Annotated in this window: 15 protein-coding genes and 1 tRNA gene; 3 read left to right on the forward strand and 13 right to left on the reverse strand. The window is 51.5% G+C overall.

From position 1 onward, the window contains the following. Positions 1-156 precede the first annotated feature (156 nt). The 5 genes from recD2 to map form a co-directional block, all read right to left on the reverse strand. Positions 157-2,790, reverse strand: a complete 2,634-nt coding sequence (gene recD2 / locus NFX39_RS03575) for an SF1B family DNA helicase RecD2 (protein WP_252443073.1) — start codon at positions 2,788-2,790, stop codon at positions 157-159. Positions 2,791-3,092: 302 nt separating this feature from the next. Continuing rightward, a complete protein-coding gene (locus NFX39_RS03580) occupies positions 3,093-3,746 on the reverse strand; it encodes a histidine phosphatase family protein (RefSeq protein WP_252443075.1) in 654 nt (217 codons plus the stop codon). Further along, positions 3,743-4,081: a DUF1831 domain-containing protein gene (locus NFX39_RS03585; protein ID WP_252443077.1), complete on the reverse strand. Its 339-nt coding sequence runs from the start codon at positions 4,079-4,081 to the stop codon at positions 3,743-3,745. Before NFX39_RS03585 ends, NFX39_RS03580 begins: the two co-directional genes overlap by 4 nt. 144 nt (positions 4,082-4,225) lie before the next feature. After that, positions 4,226-5,593, reverse strand: a complete 1,368-nt coding sequence (locus tag NFX39_RS03590; protein WP_252443079.1) for an RsmF rRNA methyltransferase first C-terminal domain-containing protein — start codon at positions 5,591-5,593, stop codon at positions 4,226-4,228. A gap of 99 nt (positions 5,594-5,692) precedes the next feature. Then, entirely contained in the window at positions 5,693-6,481 is a 789-nt protein-coding gene (gene map / locus NFX39_RS03595; protein ID WP_252443081.1) for a type I methionyl aminopeptidase, read from the reverse strand. Positions 6,482-6,651: 170 nt separating this feature from the next. On the opposite strand from map, the gene NFX39_RS03600 reads away from it, so the two are divergent. Next, positions 6,652-6,963 carry a hypothetical protein gene (locus NFX39_RS03600; protein WP_252443082.1) on the forward strand — a complete coding sequence of 104 codons (312 nt, stop codon included), beginning with the start codon at positions 6,652-6,654 and terminating at the stop codon, positions 6,961-6,963. Between the two features lie 136 nt (positions 6,964-7,099). On the opposite strand, the gene NFX39_RS03605 is transcribed toward NFX39_RS03600, so the two are convergent. Continuing rightward, positions 7,100-8,527 carry a D-alanyl-D-alanine carboxypeptidase family protein gene (locus NFX39_RS03605; RefSeq protein WP_252443084.1) on the reverse strand — a complete coding sequence of 476 codons (1,428 nt, stop codon included), beginning with the start codon at positions 8,525-8,527 and terminating at the stop codon, positions 7,100-7,102. Positions 8,528-8,748: 221 nt separating this feature from the next. On the opposite strand from NFX39_RS03605, the gene NFX39_RS03610 reads away from it, so the two are divergent. Further along, positions 8,749-8,821: transfer RNA gene (locus NFX39_RS03610), tRNA-Arg, on the forward strand. Positions 8,822-8,861: 40 nt separating this feature from the next. Here the strand turns inward: NFX39_RS03610 and NFX39_RS03615 are convergent. The 6 genes from NFX39_RS03615 to NFX39_RS03640 all read right to left on the reverse strand — a co-directional run bounded on the left by NFX39_RS03615 (position 8,862) and on the right by NFX39_RS03640 (position 13,100). After that, on the reverse strand, positions 8,862-9,032 hold the full coding sequence (locus tag NFX39_RS03615) for a hypothetical protein (protein WP_252443086.1): 171 nt from the start codon (positions 9,030-9,032) through the stop codon (positions 8,862-8,864). Positions 9,033-9,062: 30 nt separating this feature from the next. Then, the gene (locus NFX39_RS03620) at positions 9,063-9,248 is read right to left on the reverse strand and encodes a hypothetical protein (RefSeq protein WP_252443088.1); all 186 of its coding nucleotides are present in this window, start codon (positions 9,246-9,248) and stop codon (positions 9,063-9,065) included. After that, positions 9,241-9,780, reverse strand: coding sequence for a hypothetical protein (locus NFX39_RS03625; protein ID WP_252443090.1), 540 nt, complete (start codon positions 9,778-9,780; stop codon positions 9,241-9,243). Before NFX39_RS03625 ends, NFX39_RS03620 begins: the two co-directional genes overlap by 8 nt. Before the next feature lie 154 nt (positions 9,781-9,934). Beyond that, positions 9,935-10,525, reverse strand: coding sequence for an ECF transporter S component (locus NFX39_RS03630; protein ID WP_252443092.1), 591 nt, complete (start codon positions 10,523-10,525; stop codon positions 9,935-9,937). Positions 10,526-10,604: 79 nt separating this feature from the next. Further along, complete coding sequence (locus NFX39_RS03635) at positions 10,605-11,468, reverse strand: fructosamine kinase family protein (protein ID WP_252443094.1); 864 nt, start codon at positions 11,466-11,468, stop codon at positions 10,605-10,607. A gap of 219 nt (positions 11,469-11,687) precedes the next feature. Further along, complete coding sequence (locus NFX39_RS03640) at positions 11,688-13,100, reverse strand: nicotinate phosphoribosyltransferase (protein ID WP_252443096.1); 1,413 nt, start codon at positions 13,098-13,100, stop codon at positions 11,688-11,690. Between NFX39_RS03640 and NFX39_RS03645 the strand changes: the two genes are divergently transcribed. Beyond that, on the forward strand, positions 13,099-13,362 hold the full coding sequence (locus tag NFX39_RS03645) for a hypothetical protein (RefSeq protein WP_252443098.1): 264 nt from the start codon (positions 13,099-13,101) through the stop codon (positions 13,360-13,362). The two genes, NFX39_RS03640 and NFX39_RS03645, sit on opposite strands and share 2 nt — an antisense overlap. Before the next feature lie 114 nt (positions 13,363-13,476). On the opposite strand, the gene NFX39_RS03650 is transcribed toward NFX39_RS03645, so the two are convergent. Beyond that, the gene (locus tag NFX39_RS03650) at positions 13,477-14,130 is read right to left on the reverse strand and encodes a VTT domain-containing protein (protein WP_252443099.1); all 654 of its coding nucleotides are present in this window, start codon (positions 14,128-14,130) and stop codon (positions 13,477-13,479) included. Positions 14,131-14,190 lie beyond the last annotated feature (60 nt).

Below are 14,190 nucleotides of genomic sequence, written 5' to 3' on the forward strand. Positions count from 1 at the left end.
CTGCTTGCTAGTATCAGTTGGAGTTGGTGGCGTTTTGAGGGCTGCCCCCGTTATCGGGAGGCACGGCCCATTTTTTAGGCAGCCTCTTTTTTAAGCGTGGCCACTTTTTTAACGTTTCGGTCCCACTCGCTTATATGCTTTCATTATACAAAAGATTTAGGGCTCTTGGGTCATAAAATCGTAAGGGGTGAGGTTTTCCATCCCCACCATTGGATCAATGTTTCCCTTTGCCAGGTGTTCGGCCGTCAGAATCCCCTCTGGGAGGATGGAGACGGCGGCCGCTTCCTCGATGGCAGCGGGGTGCTGGGCTGTTGGTTGCTGGGTTGCACCTGATGTTGGTGCGGCTTGGGCCGCGGGGTGCTGTGCTGTTGGTGCGGCTTCTGTTGCTGCCGCGGGGCTCGTCGTTTGGGCTACGTTACTACCCTGTTTTGGGGTGGGCTCCTGGGCAGCCGTTGGCGTGGCCGTTTTGGCGGTTGGCCTGTCGGTGGAAGGCGCCTGGGGCGCCGTTTTTGCAGGGCCAGCAGTCGTGGCAGCGGTCGTGCGAATCACAGTCGCCTCACCACCCAGCAACTCCGGCAAGCGCGTCTGCCGTGCCGGCACCGCGTGGGTCGCCGCGTAATCGTACGCATCGTAGTCCCCCACCATCACGAGCGCCTCCTTGGCACGCGTAATCGCCGTGTACACCAAATTCTGGTTCAACATAATCTTGAAGCCCGACGTCAGCACCAGAATTACGAGCTTGAACTCGTTCCCCTGCGCCTTGTGAATCGTCGTGGCATACGCCAACGTCAGCTGGTTCAGCGTCTTCGTCGTGTACCAGACCTCCTGGCCGGCAAAGTCGACGACGAGCGCGTCTGCCGCCACGCCCTTGTCGGACTGGTTATGGACGGCAACGACCTCCCCCATGTCCCCGTTGTAGATATCCCGCTCGCTATCGTTTTCGAGCTGGAGCACCTTATCCCCGAGGCGGAACACGTTATCGCCATACTGCAGCGTCTTTTGTCCTGGTTCGACCGGGTTGAACAGGTCCTGGGCAATCTGGTTCAACGCCTTCACACCCGCCGGACTCTTGTACATCGGCGCAAGCACCTGCACCTGGTCGGCGGTGAAGCCCTTCTTAATCGCCGACTTCAGCACCTGACCCACGGCCGATGGCACCTGGGCTGAGGTGGTCAGGAACGTCGAGCGATCGGGCTGCTTTTGCATGAAGTCTTCAGGCAACGCACCCGCGTTAATGGACTGGGCCAAAGCCGAGATGGACGAGCCCTTTCCCTGGCGGTAGATCCGCTTCAGGGCGACGTGGTTGACCTGCTTGGCGTGAATCAAATCAAAGAGCACGTTTCCGGGTCCAACGGAAGGCAGCTGGTCGGCATCCCCGACCAAGACCACGTGCATGTTCTTCGGCACGGCCGCAAAGAGCGCCGAGGCGAGGTCGATGTCCAACATCGACGCCTCGTCAATGATGAGAAGCCCACCAGAGAGGGGGTTTTCCGCATCAAATTCAGCGTCATCCCCATCCGATATTCCGAGCAGACGGTGAATCGTCGTCGCCTCGTAGCCCGTGATTTCCATCATGCGCTTGGCGGCGCGACCGGTTGGCGAAGCGAGGCGCACGCGCTGCTCCTTCATCCAGTCCTGGTCACGTCCTTCCTGGCGGGCCTGCTGCTTGACCATCTTCTCCCAGGTCTTAATCAGGGATTTCGTGACCGTGGTCTTTCCCGTTCCGGGTCCACCGGTCAACACGAAGATGGGCGCTGACAGTCCTTCTTTCACGGCCTGTTCCTGGATGTCGTCCAGTGTCAGCCCGTCGGCCACCACGAAGGATTCGTCGATGGCCTTCTGCGTTGTCTTCACGGGCGCCTTTTGCTTGAGGAGCTCTTCGACCTTCTTGGCCACCACGCCCTCGGCCTCGGCCAAATCGTGTGGCTGGTAGCCGTCTTCGTCGTAGCTCAGGCGCTTTTGCGCAACCAAGGCGCCGAGCGCGCCGTTAATCACGTCGTCGCCCTCACCGAGTTCGGCCTGACCTAATGTCTGGCGGGCGGCCTGAAGCGTCTGCGCCACCGTCAAGAAGGTGTGCCCACCAGCAAAGCAGGCGTTTTGAATGGCGGCGTACACACCCGCCTGAATTCGCTCGGGATCGTTTGCTTCAAAGCCTGCGTTCCGTGCGATGGCGTCAATCTTTTTAAAGGGCAAGCCGTCAAAGTCATAGACGAGGCGGTAGGGTTTCTCTCTTAAGATACTCTGTGCTTCTTCCCCGTATTGGTCGTAGAGCTTACCCGCTAGGTCGGCGGAGAGCCCCACCTGGTGTCCGAGGGCAAAGAGCCGTTCGAGCCCCACGTTTTCCTTCAGCGTCTTCACCAGGTTTTCCGCCACGTTTGGCTTCACAATTCCAGAAAGAACGTTTTCATCCGAAAGGATTTTATCTAGGGCGTCTTCTCCCAGGGCATCCACGATTTTTTCGGCGGTCTTCTTTCCCACACCGGCAAAGTCGCCCGATGAGAAGAAGGCCACGAGGCCCTTTTCGTCGGTAGCGGCTTGGTTCTCATAGCGGGCCGCTTGGAACTGCTGACCGAAACGAGGGTGCGTGACCAACTGTCCGAAGAAAGCGTAGGTGGAGCCGGGTTTGACGGAGGCGAAGGTACCGGTGACGACGAGTTCTTCCTCGTCCCAGTCGAAATCGTTGTCCTTCACTTCAACGGAAAGAATCTTGAAATAGGAGTCACTCGCTGAAAAGATGACGTTCTTCAGCGTTCCCGTTACTTGATTGTCCTCAGAAATCGTTTTTGCCATACCTGCTCTACTTACTTCTTTGTGCGTTGCTGTTTTGCTGTTTTATGTGCTGCCTTGCTGCTCCCGATCCTGGCGCCTTGCCAAAACGTAGCTTGAAAATTGCGGCTTACAGATTGCGGCTTGCAGACTGCGCCTCGCAAATTTCAGCTTGCGGCTTACGGCTTGCAAATTGCGGCCCTTTATAAGTTCCGGCAAAAGCAGCTTTTTTGTTCAACATATGTACGCTGGAAAACCAGCACTGTCTTGTCATAAAGACCGGGGAAAAGCGCTTCCCCGACCGTGACTTTTCCACCAGGCGTAGCCTAAATGGTTGTTTTGGCGTCCTGCTTCTTACCGAGGTAGTCCGTCTCGTTCCACTTCACGAGCTTGTAGTCGGCACCGGGCGCCTTTTCAATCGTCGTCGTTGACGTGTTGGAAAGACCACCGAGCGAACGGATTTCGTTACGGGGTACGCCGAGGATGGCAGACATCCCGAAGGTCAAAATCAACCCGTGGGCGACGAGCAAGACGGAATCGTTGGGGCGCTCTTCGGCAATTTCTTCGATGAGGCGCTTGAAGCGGGCAACCGCCTTCGTGTAGCCCTCGCCGTCAAAGCCCTGTCCCTCGAAGTCTTCGAGGTGGTTGCGGTAGGTGTCGTAGGCTTCGGGGTAGTTCCTCATCACGTCTTCTTTAAGCTGCCCTTCCCACTCACCGAGGCCGACTTCGGCGATGTTGGAGTGGAGGGAAAGCTCCGGGTTGTTGGGCAAAGCCTTGGTGATTTCCTCGGCGGTCACGCGGGCACGCTTCAAGGGTGAGGCGTAGACACGCGCGATGTTTTTGTCCTTTAAAAAGTCCGCGACTTTTTCCATGTCTTCGTAAGACGTTTGGAGGAGCGGTGAATCACCGTGCTTCCCCTGGAAACGCTTTTCGAGGTTCCATTCGGTTTGTCCGTGGCGAACGAAGTAAAAAGTTGTCATACCGTTTGCTCCAATACGTTGCGTTCAACGAGTTCTTTCAGGTGGAAGGCCAAGATTTCTTCCATTTGGGAAGCGTCGTCTTGCTTGCCAATTTGAACTGGGCCACCGGCCATGCCGACGATGTCGGCCTTGGCACCGGAGAGGTCCTTTTTAAAGGTCAGCTTGAGGGAGATGGCTTGGTCGATGGGCTTTTCGGGTTGCAGGGAGCGCTTCAGGATGAAGGCGCCGGCGTTGTTTTCAACGAAGCCGAGGTCGATCAACGTAAACTTCTTGATGGAAGGACTGATGGTGTAAGTCCCGACGTTTGGAATGGTAATACTGCTTTGAAATGCCATGTGATTCTCCTTTGTGATGAGGTAATTCGAACCGATTTTGTCTTGTATTTTGTTCTTTGTAAAACGGGTCTTTTCTGTCATGGAAAGACGCGCCCCTTCGGTGCGCTTACAACGCCATGAAAAAGACTCCTTTTCTCCAACTGCTTAGAAGCGCAGTCCCTTCGGGTAAAAGTTCTTCAATTGCCCGTTCACGTACTTCGCCCAACCAACGCCGTTTCCACCGGCGGTGATGAGCACGAAGCCTTTGTCGAAGTCGAGCGGCTTGGTGATGGTCTCACCGTGGATGTAGCCGGCCCATTCGCTTTTTAGGTCGAGGGCGTAGGTACGCTTGGCCTGGTCCGGCTTGACCGCCAGTGCCAACGCGTGGTCGGGCTCAAAGCGCTTTTTCTTGAAAGTTCCGAGGGCCAATCCTGCACGGAGGATTTTCACCTTGGTGCTGTTGAAGGCTGGGCAGCCAACCGGCATCAAGAAGACGCGGTCACCGAACTTGACCATGCGTTCCATCGGCGCGTCCAATCCAGGGACAGTGTCTGCCAAGAAGTCTTTCAGCAGGCTTTCTTCCTCGCTTGAAAACTTGGCGTACTTCTGTTCCTTGACCGCCTTACCGAATTCGGCGTCATCTTTCTTACGCAGCTTTGCCACGAAGTGGCCTTCTCCAGGGAGGTCCTGTGGCCAAAGGCGCGCTGTCTTCAGGAGGTCTTCATCGCCATTTGACCATTCAGGACGACCGTCTTGGATGCCCGAGCCAGTGACTTTGTCAATTGGTAACAATTCAAACTCCGGATACTTTTCGAGCAGCCAGGTCATCATCTTCTCGTCTTCTTCGGGCGCGAAGGTACAAGTGGAGTAAACCAAAGTACCGCCCGGCTTCAACATCTTGACCGCGTTGTCCAGGATCCCTTCCGTACGTTCGGCACACTCCGTTGGGTAGCCTTCCGACCAGTAGGTTATGGCATCGGGGTCCTTTCGGAACATCCCCTCACCCGAACAAGGCGCGTCCAAAAGCACCTTGTCGAAGAAGGTCGGCAGCAACTTGGCCAAATCCTTTGAATCCGTGGACGAAACGACCGCGTTTTGTACACCAAAACGTTCGATGTTTTCGGACAGGATCTTGGCGCGGCCGAAGAAAATTTCGTTTGTCCAGAGCAGACCTTCGCCCATCATCTGAGCAGCGAGCTGGGTGGACTTCCCACCGGGCGCGGCGGCCAGGTCAAGCACGCGTTCGCCGGGTTGTGCGTCCAACACTTCGGCGACAAATTGCGCGGATGGTTCCTGGGAGTAGACCAAACCTGTCGTGTGGTCGACGCCCTTTCCGTCCACTTGGCCAAAGTAGCCGTACTTCGACCAGGAAATGGGACGGTCCAGGTTCAAATCAACGGTGTTTTGGTCCTGCTTCAGCGGGTTGATACGAAAACCCTTGTCCACGGATTGGGACAGGGCATCAAAAAAAGGCCCACTTTCTTCTTGAAGTAGGTCTTGATATTTTGCGATGAAAGCTTCTGGAAGTGCCATCGTTACCTCTTAATGGGCGCGCGCCCGAATTCTCTGCTGCGGGCAGACAGGTGCTACCCGACATTCTGACAATCAAGCGCCGTGCGCCCCAAACAATTCTTACAAGTACTTTGCGTCTTCTTCAGGATCTTGAGACGTCAAGATCTTAGGACCATCCTTGGTGATGGCCAACGTGTGTTCGTACTGGGCAGACCATGAGCCGTCCAAGGTGCGAACCGTCCAACCATCTTCTGGGGTTTCGTCGGTTTCAACTTCCCAGCCACCCATGTTGACCATGGGTTCGATGGTGATGGTCATTCCTTCCTTCAGGCGAAGACCGTGACCGGCCTTACCGAAGTGAGGGATTTGTGGATCTTCGTGCATCGTTGGGCCGACACCGTGACCGATGTACTGGCGAACGTTTCCATAACCCATTTCGTCGGAAACGTACTTGTCGATGGCTGCTCCGATGTCACCAACACGGTTACCAATAACCGCTTGGTCGATACCGAGGTAGAGCCCCTTCTTGGCCACTTCCATCAACTTCTTCACTTCGGGTGACACTTCACCGACGGCGTATGACCAGGCGGAGTCAGAAACGGCCCCGTCCAATCCGACAACCGTGTCGACCTTGACCAAGTCACCGTTCTTCAAGATTTCGCCCTTCTTTGGCAAACCGTGGGCAACTTCGTTGTTCACGGAAACCGTCACGGCGTACTTGAAACCTTCGAATCCGATTTGCAAAGGAACACCACCGTGGTCTTCGATGTAGGCCTTACACTTGGTTTCAATTTCCCAGGTGTCCAAACCGGGCTTAATTAAATCACGAAGCATGTGGTGCATGCCGGCGATAATGGCCCCGGACTTGCGCATGGCTTCGATTTCACGTGGTGACTTCAAACTAATCATGAATGACTCCTTCTAAAACTTTAACTCGCCTTATTATATCATTTTCAGTCCAAAATGGCGTGGTCCAGAGCCCGGCATTTTCGGCTTCTTCCGTTGACTTTTCTTAGAATGGCTCCCATAATAGACGTAACGATATAGCACAAGCATGAATGAAAAGGAGTGTGTCTCATATGAAGAACTTTTTGCTAGGAGTTTCATTGTTCGGTAACGCTGCATTGGCTTACCTCTTGTTGAAGGACGACGAACGTGTCGCTGACTGGAAGGACAAGGCGGAAGACATGGTTGAAACTGGTAAGGCCAAGGGTCAAGACTGGGTTTCATACAGCAAGCAAAAGGCATCTGACTTGAGCGAAGCCGGTAAGGAAAAGTTCAACTCAGTAAAGAACCAAGCCGCTGCTAAGAAGGACGACGCAGCCGACTCATTGGACGCACAATTGTCAGACTTGAAGGACCGTGCCGAAGAAGCCACTTCAAACAACTAATTTCTTAAAAATGTAAAAACAAAAAGCGGAGCCATTTGGCTCCGCTTTTTTTATGTTCCGTTTCGCTGCAAAACGGCCTCTATTGTTTAAAAGTCTGCTTTATCCTGCAACTTGTCAACACAAGTGCCTGCCTAGCTTACTTCCAGAACATCAACCAGTGCTTCAAGAAGAGGTTTTCTTCTGCGGCGATTTCACTTTCCTGGTTGGTCAACGGAATCTTGTAGTCAGAGGCTTGAATCCCCTTCAAGTACTCCGCCTTCAAGTTCGGCCCAACGTACTTAACCGTGGCATCATCATCCAACTCATCCGTGTTGACGCGCTTCACTGTTTCAAAGGTCAGTTTTCCCTTTTCAGACTTCTTCATCCAGTAGCTGCGCTTTTCCTTGGCAACCAAATGGCTGTAGCCGGATTCGGCCCAGGCGTTCTTTGGCACCCCTTGGCCAGGTACCTTTGCCTTCTCGTTCACCACTTGGTTCTTGAAGTTATCAAGTACCTGACCCACGATGTCGGCCGTTACTTGGTAACGCTCGAAGGAATCCGTGTACTTTCCAGCACCGGAAACCACCGTGATGAATTCGTGGCCGTCCTTGTCCTTAATCAATCCGGTCAAGGCACCACCGGTATCCGGCGTTGATCCCGTCTTCATCCCCTCAAAGATCAAGTTCTTCGGGTTGTTCAACTTGTCCTTGATTTCCCGGCTGAACTTTCCACCTTCGGCCAGCTTAATCTTTGTCTGGGTGGTATCCCCGTTTGGTGAGTAAACCAAACCAAGCTTTTCATAGTAAGTCCGGATATCCGGGTAGTCCTGCAAGATGCGGTAAGCCAGGATGGCCAGTTCACGTGGTGTGGCGGTGTTTTCGGCCGTCTTCTTGGCTGACTTCACTTGGTAGTCAAAGGCGTCTTCGTTTACCTGACCGGCGGCGTTGTACCAAGAAGAATCATCGAGGTCCAACTTCTTCGCCCAGCGTTGCAAGAACTCTTGTTGGCTTTCATCCTTGTTCTTCACGTAATCGGCCAAAGCCAGTGAGGCATCGTTTGCCGATGCCAAGAACATGGCGTTGAAGAGTTCCTTCACCGTCAGCGTTTGTCCCTCGTGGATATCCAAGTGGGCGTACATATCGATGTCCTTTGAAGACCAGTCGGATGACTTCGTAATCTTAACGGGCGTCGTCCATTCGAACTTTCCGTCGTCGATTCCCTGAAGCGTGGCGTAGGCCGTCAGCATCTTACTCTGGGAGGCAATTCCAATCTTTTGATCCGGATTCTTTGACCCAAGAATCTGACCGGTCTGGGCATCAATCACCAAAGCATTGCGAGCGGAAGTCTTCAACTTCAACGGCTCACCGTCCGCTTTGTTCTTGCTTACCTCGACTTGGTCGCGGTTGGCAAAGTAGGCAACGCCAGCAAATCCGGCTGACCCAACCAACAAGAAGGCCAGGATAAAAGCAAACACTTTGAGGTTCACCGGTCGCTTCTTTGGTTCGTTCACCTGCACACGGGTATAGGTTGGCAGGTTTCCGAGTGAATACGGTTCCTTCTTTTTAAATGGCCACTTGAATTTCATAGTAAATCTTCTAATCTCAACCCGTAAAAGCCCGGGTTTATACCTTTTCTAACTAATAATCTTACTAAGTTAGTATAGCAAAGATAACCCTTATCTTTGTTTCAAGAACCTTAATAAAGAGTAAAGGTTCCGCCTTTTTAAGGAAGTTTTAATACTAGAGAAGCCGCCCCCTTCTTCCAAATTGTTTTCAGGGCCGAATTTCGTTATAATAATGGGAGTTTGCGCCTATAGTTTAACAGGATAAAACGGGGACCTCCTAAGTCTTTGCTCCCAGTTCGAGTCTGGGTAGGCGCATCAAAAAAGCTCTTGTCTTAAAGGACAAGAGCTTTTTCTTTTAGTCTAGCATCGAACCGTTGTACTGCCGAATTGCCTCCCAGAAGCCGGCATTCGTCCCTTCCTTACGTCTCCTCTCGAGCATCTTCTCATATGAAATTCGTTCAAGGCGCTTTAATTCTTCAAGGCCTTCTTCAAAACTCTTTTTTTGCGTCATTTCTTTTTCAGTCATCTACTTTCCTTCGATTTTCTTCAACGACGATCACCACCTTCTTCTCGAATGAACCATGGACCCGTTGTACTGCTTGACGGCCTCCCAGAAGCCGGCGTTCGGTCCTTCCTTGCGTCTTCTTTCAAGCATCTTTTCATATGAGATTCTCTCACGGCGCTTTAATTCCTTGAGGGCTTCTTGAAACTTCTCCCGATCTGTCATTTCTTTTTCAGTCATGTTTAACTCTCCAATCTGATAGTAATTGATTCAATTGTGCTCGTTTTGCACGGTGTTCGTTATCGGCTTCACTACCATTTTGATAGCGCGCCACAAATCCCAAAATACTTTCTTCAATGAGTGGTCGGACAATCTTAACGTCCACGACCTGATAGTTGATGTAAATGGCCAGGTACTCCAATTTATTGAAGTACCTTTCCGTTTCTAATTCATTCACAACCAATTCACGGATAGCTTCATCCACTTCGTCAATCTCATTTTGATTAATTCCTTCATAACGGTTTTCCCGATAAAAATCCTCTTTCATCGCTTGAATCCGAACATCGTATTGCTGGTTTAACTCTTCCAGTTCAACCTCCCAGCCGTTCTGAAACTTTTGTAAAAACTCAAGGGACTGAATCACTCGGTCTCTTTTCTGGTCCTCCTCTCGATTTGTTACATCCTGTTGGTACACCTTCACTCCAATCCAAATTGCGATGAGCTGCAGAGCCTGCGCCATCTGAACAAGAAACTTCATTGCACTTCCAATCATTGTTGCCTCCTCTCAGGCAACTCCCTATTTTCACCCTTACTATCTTCCCTTTCCTTTCCCCCGTCAATCTTTTTTCATTTTTTATGTCATTTAGGACACGCACTTTTTTCAAAACAAAAAAGCCATCCAAAATGGATGGCTTTTGATCGTCATTTTAATTTGTTTTCTTAACGATGTCACGGCCCACTACCATGGTGATGACACCATTGGCAATCACTTCAAAGATGAAGTTCAAGGCCAGGGCACTCGCGATGAAGAACAGCAAGTGATCGCTTGGAATCCCGTAAGCATTGGTTGGTAACACAGTCAATGACAACCAGGAAAGAAGGATGGTCACCGACGTGTTAATCAAAGCGGACAAGCCTCCCAAAGAAAAGAGGCGCAGACTCGACGTTTTGTTTTGGAGGAAACGTTTTGCAAGAAGTCCGATGAGAAGACCAATCAACAAACGTGGCACGTAAGCAATCAACGGGTTTGAAAACAACAGGGAACCAAAGGTTCCCGGGTGCAGCAGCGCACGGACCATTGAGAAGGTTCCCCAGAAAAAGGCCACGGTCGCACCGGACTTTGGCCCCAGCACAATCGCTGCCAAGGCAACCGTTGCCGGTAAGATGACGGCGGAAGCCCCGATGAAGAAAGCACCCAGCGGCAAGTAGCCCAAGAAAGGCACGGCCGACTGTAACAAAATGATGGCAACGAAAATCGTTGTCAGCACAAAGTGTTGGTTCTTACTGTTCGTTTTCATAGCAAATCTCTCCTAACATCAATGCTAAGAGTATAGCGAGAAGCCCTTACACTGTCAAATAAACAAATCAAAGGGACAATTAGAACTGCAAGAGCAATCGGTTCAAACGTGGCGCGTAAATGTCACCGAAACGAACGAAGTGCATCAAAATGTAGTAGAACTCATACCACTTGAAGCGTTCTTCGTACCCTTCGTCCAACGGATAAGCCTTTTCATACCCCTCATAGAAGGACTTGGCAAATCCTGGGAAGACCTTTGAAACGGCAAGATCGTATTCACGGTCACCGTAAAAGGCGTTTGGATCAATAAAGACCGGTTGGCCCTTTTCATCAAACATGAAGTTTCCGGCCCATAAGTCACCGTGCAAGAGTGATGGCTTGACGTTCTTGGCGTGCTCGTCGTTTAAGATCGCTTTTTTCAAGTTATCGAAGTGGTCACCACGTTGTGTTAACCAGAAGCCCTTCTTGATGGCTTGTTGCATTAAGGGTTCCAAGCGACGGTGAACGAAGAAATCCGCCCAGGAATCCGTCCAAGTGTTATCCTTTGGCACCGTGTCGTACTGGTTTGACAGATCAAAGCCGCACTTGTCGTTTTTTTCTTGGTGCAAGACAGCTAAGGCGCGTCCTAAGTCGCCTTGGTTTGCTGGACCATTTGAGACCCATGACAAAAGTAGGTAAGCAAAGCCGCGGTTCTCCCCTTGCTTAATTACTTTTGGCACCGTCACAGAATGGCTCAAGGCCTTCAAAGAAGCAACCTCAGAATCAAAGTAGTGCTTATCTTGATTTGGCTGCACCTTCAAGAAATAGCGGTCGTTGCCGGAATAAAGTGAAAAGGCCCAGTTGACGTCACCACCAGAAACTGGTTTCAAGTCGTGGGGATTTTGCAAGTTAAGCCGGGTCACAAAGTCAGGACCTAAGTCATGAGCACGTTCTGCTTTCAGCATAAAATAACCTCCTAAAAAAATAAAAAACAGCCTCCGAAATTAATCGAAAACTGTTTTTGAGCAAAAAAGGGCCTTAGCTGTGGTTTGTTCTACTAAAATTTCGAGCAAAGTACATTCAGACATAAAGCCCTCCTATCTACTTCAACTCTACCACAGAAAAGAAAGTCCGAACAACGGTTTTTATTACATTTCGGTAAAAACTGTTGTTGGAATGACTTTTTAGCTGTTCACACGACCGAGGTCGTCTTTTTCTTTGAGGTTGTTATTGGCGCGGTCCAAGACCGTTTGGCCATCCACTGGCGTAATCACACCGTTTTCATAAACCGTCTCGAGAAGGTCCTTACCAGGGGTTCCCTGTGGCACCGTCTGCAAGCGGCCCGAATCATCCACGATAACCTTGAGCAAACCAGACTTTGACGCCTTCGTTGGGTCTGTCTTTGGCTGCTTCTTGATGTCGAGGTCTTCGCCTTCGTTGGTGTGGGCGTACGCGGCCTTGATGGCGAAACGTTCCGTATCACGGGTGAAGCCTTCTTGGAGAAGTCCACCACCTGATCCAACCACCAAGTTATCCGTTGACCAACCGCGGTCAATCAAGGCTTCGTACAACTTGATGATGGTGTCAGCCTTCATGCCGTCTCCTTGAATCAAACCAACGTTGTGCTTCAAGACCTTGTAACCCTTGTCGTTCACTTCGGTTCCGAAGATGTCGGCCAAGATGTCCAAGACGGCCAAATCCATCGTGATTGGATCACCTGAATCGGGACGCAAAACAACGCGGCCAGGACGGTTCTTGATTCGTTCCACCATTGCTTCTGAACCCACCACGTGGCGGACAAAGTTAAAGGTGTCGTAGGAATCGATGACGATTGAGACCGGCACTTCGTCCGGCGTGCGATCAAGCTGGGCGTTCAGGTAATCGCACTCCCCTTGGCCAGAACCATAGGCCGTTGCAACGGAGTGTTCCGTCGCCCAGATGGACTGTCCGCGGCCAGGAATGCCATAGACTTGGTCAAAGTAAGTCGAAGCGGCCAGGTTATCGGACCCACGGAAGTGGAGCAAGTGGGCGGCACCGGCGCGTTGACCAGACTCCAACGACGTTGCGCCGCGGAGGCCGAAGTCGTTGACCATGATTGGCAAGACATCGGTCGTCCCTGCCTTTTCAACGAGTGGCAAAAGACGCTTCTTGATGTAAAGCGAGTTCGTGGCGATGGTCGTTGGGTACCAAACGTGCATCAACATCACTTCAAGGGCGTTCAAGGACGTGGCGAACCAATCCTCCGTCGACTCGATTGTGAAGAGCGCGGTTCCCGTAGGCACCTCCAAACCTTCAGGCAAGGCCTTGATGCGAACTGGGAAGTGCCCCAGGTCGCGGACCTTTTCCCAAACGGAACGGTTGAAGTAAGCCTTGGTTCCGAAGGTTTCTTCGGCCACCTTTTCGGCTTCGTCAATCATTTCCGTGGTCACGGGTGTCTTGAAGTAGTCGTGCAAGATCATGGAAATCCCGAACCAGGAAACGGTTGGGAACTTTCCACCCACACGGGCTTCCCCGTATGAGTAGAGCTTGTTGATGTTTTGTGGATACTGCAAATGGTGCGTTAACTTGTAAGCATCCGTTGCAAGAATCAAATTCATGATGGTGTTTCTCCTCTTTGTTTTTATGCAGAGCCGTAGATGGATAAACGCTCTGTATGGAATGAATTCCAACGCCTGTACGATTCCAGGCATTTCATCCATTATAACTGACTTGGGCTTTTTATTAAACAAGGCGGCAGTTATGCCAGGAATTTCTGATAAATATGGCGGTGGCGAAAGCGATTTCTGTGGCCACTTGATGGCGAAAGGAATTTCTAATGGCTGCTCGATTCCAAAACAAGCTTGCGCGCCACGCTTTTGAATCAAGGAGAATGCGGAAGCTGGGGGACACCTGTAAGGCAAGCAGCGCGCGATGCTGCAAGTTCGCAGAAAAAAAGCGCTTGGCAAACAAATGCCAAGCGCGTTTTCATATCAATTACTTCTTCTTGTTCAACATCGCCTTGATAACGGCAATGATGGATGGCAACAACGTCACGAAGACGATTCCCAAGATGATGGCTGAGAAGTGTTCCGCCACAAACGGGATGTTACCGAACAGCGCACCCGCTCCGGTCATCAAGAATGACCATGAGAAGGCGGCGATGAACGTGTACGTCACAAAGCGGCGGAAGTTGAAGGCTGAAAGCCCCGCCACAAACGGCACGAACGTCCGGATGATTGGCACGTAGCGTCCCATGATGACCGCTACCCCACCGTGCTTTTGGAAGAACGCTTCCGCGTCTTCGATGTGTGAGCCCTTAATCAAGAATGAGAACGGCTTCTTATCGAGCAACGGACGACCACCCTTGCGAGCAATCAAGTAGTTGGTCAAATCACCGACCATCGCGGCGACGAAGAAGAGCACCATGAACACCCAGTGGTTCAAGCCAGCGGCCTGACCGGCGGGCGTCATTGAAATCGCACCCGCTGCAAAGAGCAGTGAGTCTCCAGGCAAGAAGGGCAGCACGATGGCTCCCGTTTCCACCAAGATAATCGCAAACAAAATCAAGTAGGTCCAAGCACCGAAGTGTTGTACCAAGTTTGCGATGTGGGCGTCGATGTGCAGAATAAAGTTAATTAAAGTTGCCAAAATTGGTCTCCAATAAAATGTGTGTTCGAATGGTAAAGTCAAAAGCGACCCCGACGTTAG

Origin of the sequence: Fructobacillus apis (assembly GCF_023893635.1) — a bacterium.
GTDB lineage: Bacteria > Bacillota > Bacilli > Lactobacillales > Lactobacillaceae > Fructobacillus > Fructobacillus apis.

What these genes read in the sequence shown, in the direction of transcription:
- map (WP_252443081.1), bottom strand. Translation starts at nt 6,481, where the DNA reads ATGATTAGTTTGAAGTCACCACGTGAAATCGAAGCCATGCGCAAGTCC.
- NFX39_RS03605 (WP_252443084.1), bottom strand. Translation starts at nt 8,527, where the DNA reads ATGAAATTCAAGTGGCCATTTAAAAAGAAGGAACCGTATTCACTCGGA.
- NFX39_RS03580 (WP_252443075.1), bottom strand. Translation starts at nt 3,746, where the DNA reads ATGACAACTTTTTACTTCGTTCGCCACGGACAAACCGAATGGAACCTC.
- recD2 (WP_252443073.1), bottom strand. Translation starts at nt 2,790, where the DNA reads ATGGCAAAAACGATTTCTGAGGACAATCAAGTAACGGGAACGCTGAAG.
- NFX39_RS03615 (WP_252443086.1), bottom strand. Translation starts at nt 9,032, where the DNA reads ATGACTGAAAAAGAAATGACGCAAAAAAAGAGTTTTGAAGAAGGCCTT.
- NFX39_RS03630 (WP_252443092.1), bottom strand. Translation starts at nt 10,525, where the DNA reads ATGAAAACGAACAGTAAGAACCAACACTTTGTGCTGACAACGATTTTC.
- NFX39_RS03600 (WP_252443082.1), top strand. Translation starts at nt 6,652, where the DNA reads ATGAAGAACTTTTTGCTAGGAGTTTCATTGTTCGGTAACGCTGCATTG.
- NFX39_RS03635 (WP_252443094.1), bottom strand. Translation starts at nt 11,468, where the DNA reads ATGCTGAAAGCAGAACGTGCTCATGACTTAGGTCCTGACTTTGTGACC.
- NFX39_RS03645 (WP_252443098.1), top strand. Translation starts at nt 13,099, where the DNA reads ATGATGGTGTTTCTCCTCTTTGTTTTTATGCAGAGCCGTAGATGGATA.
- NFX39_RS03585 (WP_252443077.1), bottom strand. Translation starts at nt 4,081, where the DNA reads ATGGCATTTCAAAGCAGTATTACCATTCCAAACGTCGGGACTTACACC.
- NFX39_RS03640 (WP_252443096.1), bottom strand. Translation starts at nt 13,100, where the DNA reads ATGAATTTGATTCTTGCAACGGATGCTTACAAGTTAACGCACCATTTG.
- NFX39_RS03620 (WP_252443088.1), bottom strand. Translation starts at nt 9,248, where the DNA reads ATGACTGAAAAAGAAATGACAGATCGGGAGAAGTTTCAAGAAGCCCTC.
- NFX39_RS03590 (WP_252443079.1), bottom strand. Translation starts at nt 5,593, where the DNA reads ATGGCACTTCCAGAAGCTTTCATCGCAAAATATCAAGACCTACTTCAA.
- NFX39_RS03625 (WP_252443090.1), bottom strand. Translation starts at nt 9,780, where the DNA reads ATGATTGGAAGTGCAATGAAGTTTCTTGTTCAGATGGCGCAGGCTCTG.